Source organism: Milkweed yellows phytoplasma str. MW1 (assembly GCF_000309485.1).
Taxonomy (GTDB): domain Bacteria; phylum Bacillota_I; class Bacilli_A; order Acholeplasmatales; family Acholeplasmataceae; genus Phytoplasma.
Map to the genome: position 1 here is coordinate 1 of NZ_AKIL01000080.1, position 5138 is coordinate 5138.

The following is a 5138-nucleotide window of genomic DNA, read 5'->3' on the forward strand; positions in this document are numbered from 1 at the left end:
TTTTATTCTAAAAGAAAATAAAATTAAAATGTTTTTTTATAAAGAGTGAAATGAAAATAAATAGATATATTTTATAATTTTAACATAATGAAACCCAAATAAAATTTTCAACATATTGCCAAAAGTTAATAAATTTCCTATAATAATAGAAAAAAAGAGGCACAAAGATAAATGAAAGATGAACAAAAAACATCCATATTTTTGATATTGCTAATTATTTAATTTTAAACAAAAGAATTATTACAATCAAATTGTAGAGAATCCTATCTATAAAAGGAGGAGATAATAATAATTACAACCATAACATATTAAAGTAATTGATTATATTATAAATAAATACGTAAACACATCTGCTAGTCAATTAGATTGATAAAACATATTCAGAAATGTCTTTTAAATGTTATTATATCGGAATCTGTTTGATATTTAAATGTTATTGAACCAGCAAATATTTGAGAGAATATTATTCCAAAGAAAAAATATAAGTTAATTTTTTGAATATGTGATTTATTTCCTCATTACTGAAAAAACTTAATTAAAGATTTGGTTTAAAAAATAACCCTAACGATTCTCAAAATATGAAAGTCTTTTTTATGAAAAAAAATAAAAAACCGCTAAACTATTACAAAAAAGTATAATGGAATCATATTAAATTAAATAAAAAAGTGAAAAAAAATATCTTAGCGAGATCGATTGTTTAGACTTCTATTCAAAAAAATAATTAACTAAACCGCTTAATGCGATTTTTTTATTTGTTAAGGGTTCCAAAGAGGCCTTATTTGAAGTAGCTTCACAAACTACAACGTCTGATAATGACGCACTTCATATCCTCGGTAAGCTAAAAGAAAGAATAGCAGATTACAGCAGAGGATAAAAGCAGGTTAATGAGAAAACCCAAAAAAATTTATCTTTTTTATAAAAAAAACCAAAATAGGCAAAGGAGTTTGAGAAGATGATACAAAAACTATCTTTTAAGAATAAATATTATTATAAAAAGAATAAAAAGATTGATGAAATTTATTTTAAAGTTGATGATCTTACAGTTTAAATATGAAAAAAAGAATGAGAAATAATCTAACAACCCAAAGAAATACATTTTCTAAAACAGCATTTATTATTCTTTTTTTAATCACTGCTGTGTTGGTTTATGTGGATAAAGTATTATATCTTTATAAAATGAATACTTTTTTCAACTTAACTCCTTTATTGTTTTGGGAACAAAAAAAATTAATTGTTTATTGTGCTTTATATGCTGCTTTGTACTTTTTTACCGCTCAAAGCAATTTTTTAGTCATTCTTTTTTTAATACTTAGTCTTACTAAATTTAAACATCGAAAATCATATTCTTTATTTTCTTTTATCGTTTTAGTGGATATGTTGTTAACAGGTTTAGTTTGGTGGTTAATTGCTGCTCCTTATTCCGAATGGAACCTTTTAACAACTAATCCTTCGCATATTAGTTGTTTTGAACATACTTATTTTCCTATTTTATATGTTTTATTTTATTTTTTTAATCATGATATAGTTTGTTTAAAATTTAAACAAAGTTTAATGGTTTTGTTCCATCCTCTCTTTTATCTCTTTTATTCTTTGTTTTTGGGTTTTGTGAGTGATCAAAAATGGTATATTTATCCTTATAATTTTATGAATCCTCATTCAAAATGCGCTTTAAATGATTCTTTATTAAAGTTTTTGGGTGGCGATCATTACAAAGAGGCCCAAGGATTCTTTGGTGTTTGTCTTAATAATCTTCTTTTGATAGGTATTTTGTTAAGCGTCATTCCTTTATTATTGAAAATTAAAAAATATTGTTGCCCTCCTCAAAAAAGAGCCGTTTAAAGGAAAAAAGAAATTATGAAAAAAAGGAGTTGTTAAGTATGAACGAGAAAAAAGAATGCCAAATAAGAACGCCTTAAAAACAAAATTAATGGGATTAAAATGTGAAAAAATTGAAATTATTAAAGATAACGAAACCGCAATTAAAGAAATTCATTTTGAGTTCGAAGAAAAATATTTGAATAGTTTACAAATATTAGTAAGACTGGTTGTTTGAACTCCTATTCAAAAAAAATAAACCGCTTAATTCGTTTTTTTATTTGCTAAAAACGAGGAAGTACCACCCACAGTGAAGGTGCCAAAGAGGCCTTATTTGCAACAATCAAAACCAAAGTAAATAAAAGTGAAATAAAATTTCAAAAAAGTGGCACTTGTTTGAAAAATCCGCTATATATTAATGAGAGGTTATTTGACTTTCTATAAATAACTCGAACAACTTTAGAACCGCCGTATGCTTGGAAACTTGCTCGTACAGTGGTGTGTGGGGCAGTTTGTAATAGAGAGAAATCCTGAAACGCATCTGATATTCTGATATATCACGATTATTTTTTATATAAAATTCGAGTCCAAAAATAGGTCGCAGTTCATTCCAACGCCATACCAAATTGTTGAAACTATAGGTATTTTAGGTCACAAAGAAGTTAAAGATTGTGAAGAACCCAATCTTTTGATCATTATTACCGAATATGCAGATGATGACGAAAAAATAGACAAGGTTAAAGTGTATAAACCTGAAAAAGGAAAGCATTTTAAAACTGTAAATTTTTATAAAGAGTTAATTAATATAGTTTATAATTACGACGTTAACACAGGAAACTGTGAAAAAGCAACTCATTATTACAAAGAATCGATACTTTAGGAAACTTTATACAATCATAAAACAGAGAAAGAAAAAAATACATATCTTCTAATTCCGATGGTTGTTCCATCTACTCCATAAAAGAATATAACTCTTTAAAAGGTGCAGAAATCAAAACTACTTATTACAAAAAAGATGGAACAGTCAAAAGCATAAAATAACATCAAACCTTATTCTTTTAAAAATATACAAAAAAAGACCCATAAAAAAGTCTTTTTTTATTGATGATAATTAAATAATATTAGCAAAACGATCGAACAACAATAAAGCATCTTTTTGTAAATGATTTTGAATAATAAAATCTAAATTTAAAGGCCAATCGTTATATTTGATAGTTAATAAAACGCGATATAAGTTGTTTTTTTTAGGAATTAAGGGAATAGAGGGGCCTAAAACTTTTATTTTATGATAAAAATTGTTTTCTAAAATTTTTTTTAAATTATGAGCAATATTTAACACATTGTTAATAAACCTATGAGCTATCATTATTTTACTAACACAAACGAAAGGCGGATTTTGGGAAGTCTTTCTTTCTTGTAAATTGGTTTTTAAAAAATAATTGATATTATAGTTCACAGCACTCGTAATAGCGTAATGTTGAGTATCGTAACTTTGTACCATAACTTGTTCTTTTTGAGCGTGTTTGGCTATATGAGTTAATAATTGAAAAGTTTTTTCTGAAGCTTTAAAATGAGGAATATTTAATAAGATATCTGCCATAATGACGCCCACTAAAGCGACATTAGAAAAATTGAAATTTTTAGCAATAATTTGAGTTCCTAATAAAATATCTATTTTATCTTTTTTAAAATCGTTTAATATTTTTTCATATTTTTTGACATTAGTAATAGTTTCTGAATCCATTCTCACTATTTTACTGTGCGGAAATTTATCTTGTAAAAAATCTTCCACATATTCAATGCCTAAACTAACTTTTTTCATAGCTATTTCTGCACAAGACGGACATTTAGAAGTAAATTTGTCACTATATCCGCAAAAACTACATTTTAAAATGTTTTTAGAACGAAAAAAAGTTAAACTTTGTTGACATTTAACACATTTAGGAACATAACTACAAAAACGACACAAAACAAAAGGAGAAAAACCTTTTGAATTAATAAATAAAATATTTTTACGATTATTTTCAATATTTTGTTCTAAAGCTTGAGTTAATTCTGTAGATAAAGGAGATAAATTCCCTTTTTTCAATTCTTCCCTCATATCAATGAGTTTCATCGTTTTAGCTTTATCATTTAATTTTAAAACTAACAATTCATATTGTTTCTTTTTAAAACGATAATAACTTTCTAAAGAAGGGGTAGAGCTACTTAAAATTAAGGGGATATTGTGGTAAAGGCTTCTAATATGAGCCAATTCTTTAGAATCATAATTGGGTATTTTTTCTTTTTCTAATAAAGATTCGTCATGTTCTTGGTCAATAATGATAGTTCCTAAATTATTAAGAGGAGAAAAAATAGCCATCCTAGTACCAATCACTAAATTAATTTTTTGCTCTTTAATGGCTTGATTTTGTTTTAAATTTTCTAAATGAGTCATTTCTCCGTTTAAAACGGATATCGGCAAATGAGGAAAAAAAGTTTTAATTTGAGCCACCAATTGTTTAATTAAAATAATTTCCGGAACCAATAGAAGGATTTGTTTTTGATTGGCTAAATTTTGTTCTATTAATTTTAAATAAAGGCGAGTTTTATCTAAATCATTGTTATAATATAATAAATAAGTTTGATGACGAAATAAATTGATTTTATCAAAAACAGCTTTTTGTTGAGAAGTTAAAAAAATTTCTTTATTAACTAGTTCTTCTGAAAAAATTTTTTTTTCCTCTATAATAGAGGATTTTTTTTTAAGAACAATTTTTTTCATCATATTTTCGTAAGATAATTCTTTTAAATCATCTTTAGTCATAGTGATAATATCAATTATTTTTTGGTTTTTTAATTTTTGCAACTCCTTGTTTAAAGATTCTTTGTCTACCTTTAAAAGCCATTTATTTTTTTCTAAATAAGTTTTAATTTCAGAAGGAATTAATTCTTCTTGAAGAACAATTATTTTTTTAACATAAGGAACTAAAAGGCTTTTCGGAAAAATAGTTCTATAAACAGAAGATTTAAGTGTAAAAGGAATTTTTAAAATTTCATCAGCCAATAAAAACATTTCTTCATCGAAAAAAGGAGTTTTATCCAATAATTCAATAATGGGTTTTTTCGCGAATTTGCTAGCGGATTTAATATTAACAATATAACCTAAACGATGTGTATTTTGCTTACCAAAAGAAACAATCACTCTCATACCTTTTTTAACTAAAGGTTCTAATTCTGCAGGTATAACATAATCAAAACATTGATTTAAAGAAGTGCTTTCCACATCTATAATAATTTCCGCAAACATCCTGAACCTCTTTTATTTTTATTATATACAGATA

Annotated in this window: 4 protein-coding genes; 3 read left to right on the forward strand and 1 reads right to left on the reverse strand. The window is 25.5% G+C overall.

What is annotated here, in order from left to right; translation table 11 throughout:
* Window positions 1-1050: 1050 nt before the first annotated feature.
* From RI76_RS01730 to RI76_RS03400, 3 genes are all read left to right on the forward strand, one after another.
* Window positions 1051-1839, forward strand: coding sequence for a hypothetical protein (locus RI76_RS01730; RefSeq protein WP_261974334.1), 789 nt, complete (start codon window positions 1051-1053; stop codon window positions 1837-1839).
* A gap of 55 nt (window positions 1840-1894) precedes the next feature.
* Window positions 1895-2053 (forward strand): hypothetical protein, encoded by a 159-nt coding sequence (locus RI76_RS03165; protein ID WP_017192420.1) that lies wholly within the window; start codon window positions 1895-1897, stop codon window positions 2051-2053.
* Window positions 2054-2736: 683 nt separating this feature from the next.
* On the forward strand, window positions 2737-2856 hold the full coding sequence (locus RI76_RS03400) for a DUF2963 domain-containing protein (protein ID WP_083848781.1): 120 nt from the start codon (window positions 2737-2739) through the stop codon (window positions 2854-2856).
* A gap of 70 nt (window positions 2857-2926) precedes the next feature.
* On the opposite strand, the gene priA is transcribed toward RI76_RS03400, so the two are convergent.
* Window positions 2927-5104, reverse strand: a complete 2178-nt coding sequence (gene priA / locus RI76_RS01740; protein WP_017192422.1) for a replication restart helicase PriA — start codon at window positions 5102-5104, stop codon at window positions 2927-2929.
* Window positions 5105-5138: the final 34 nt, after the last annotated feature.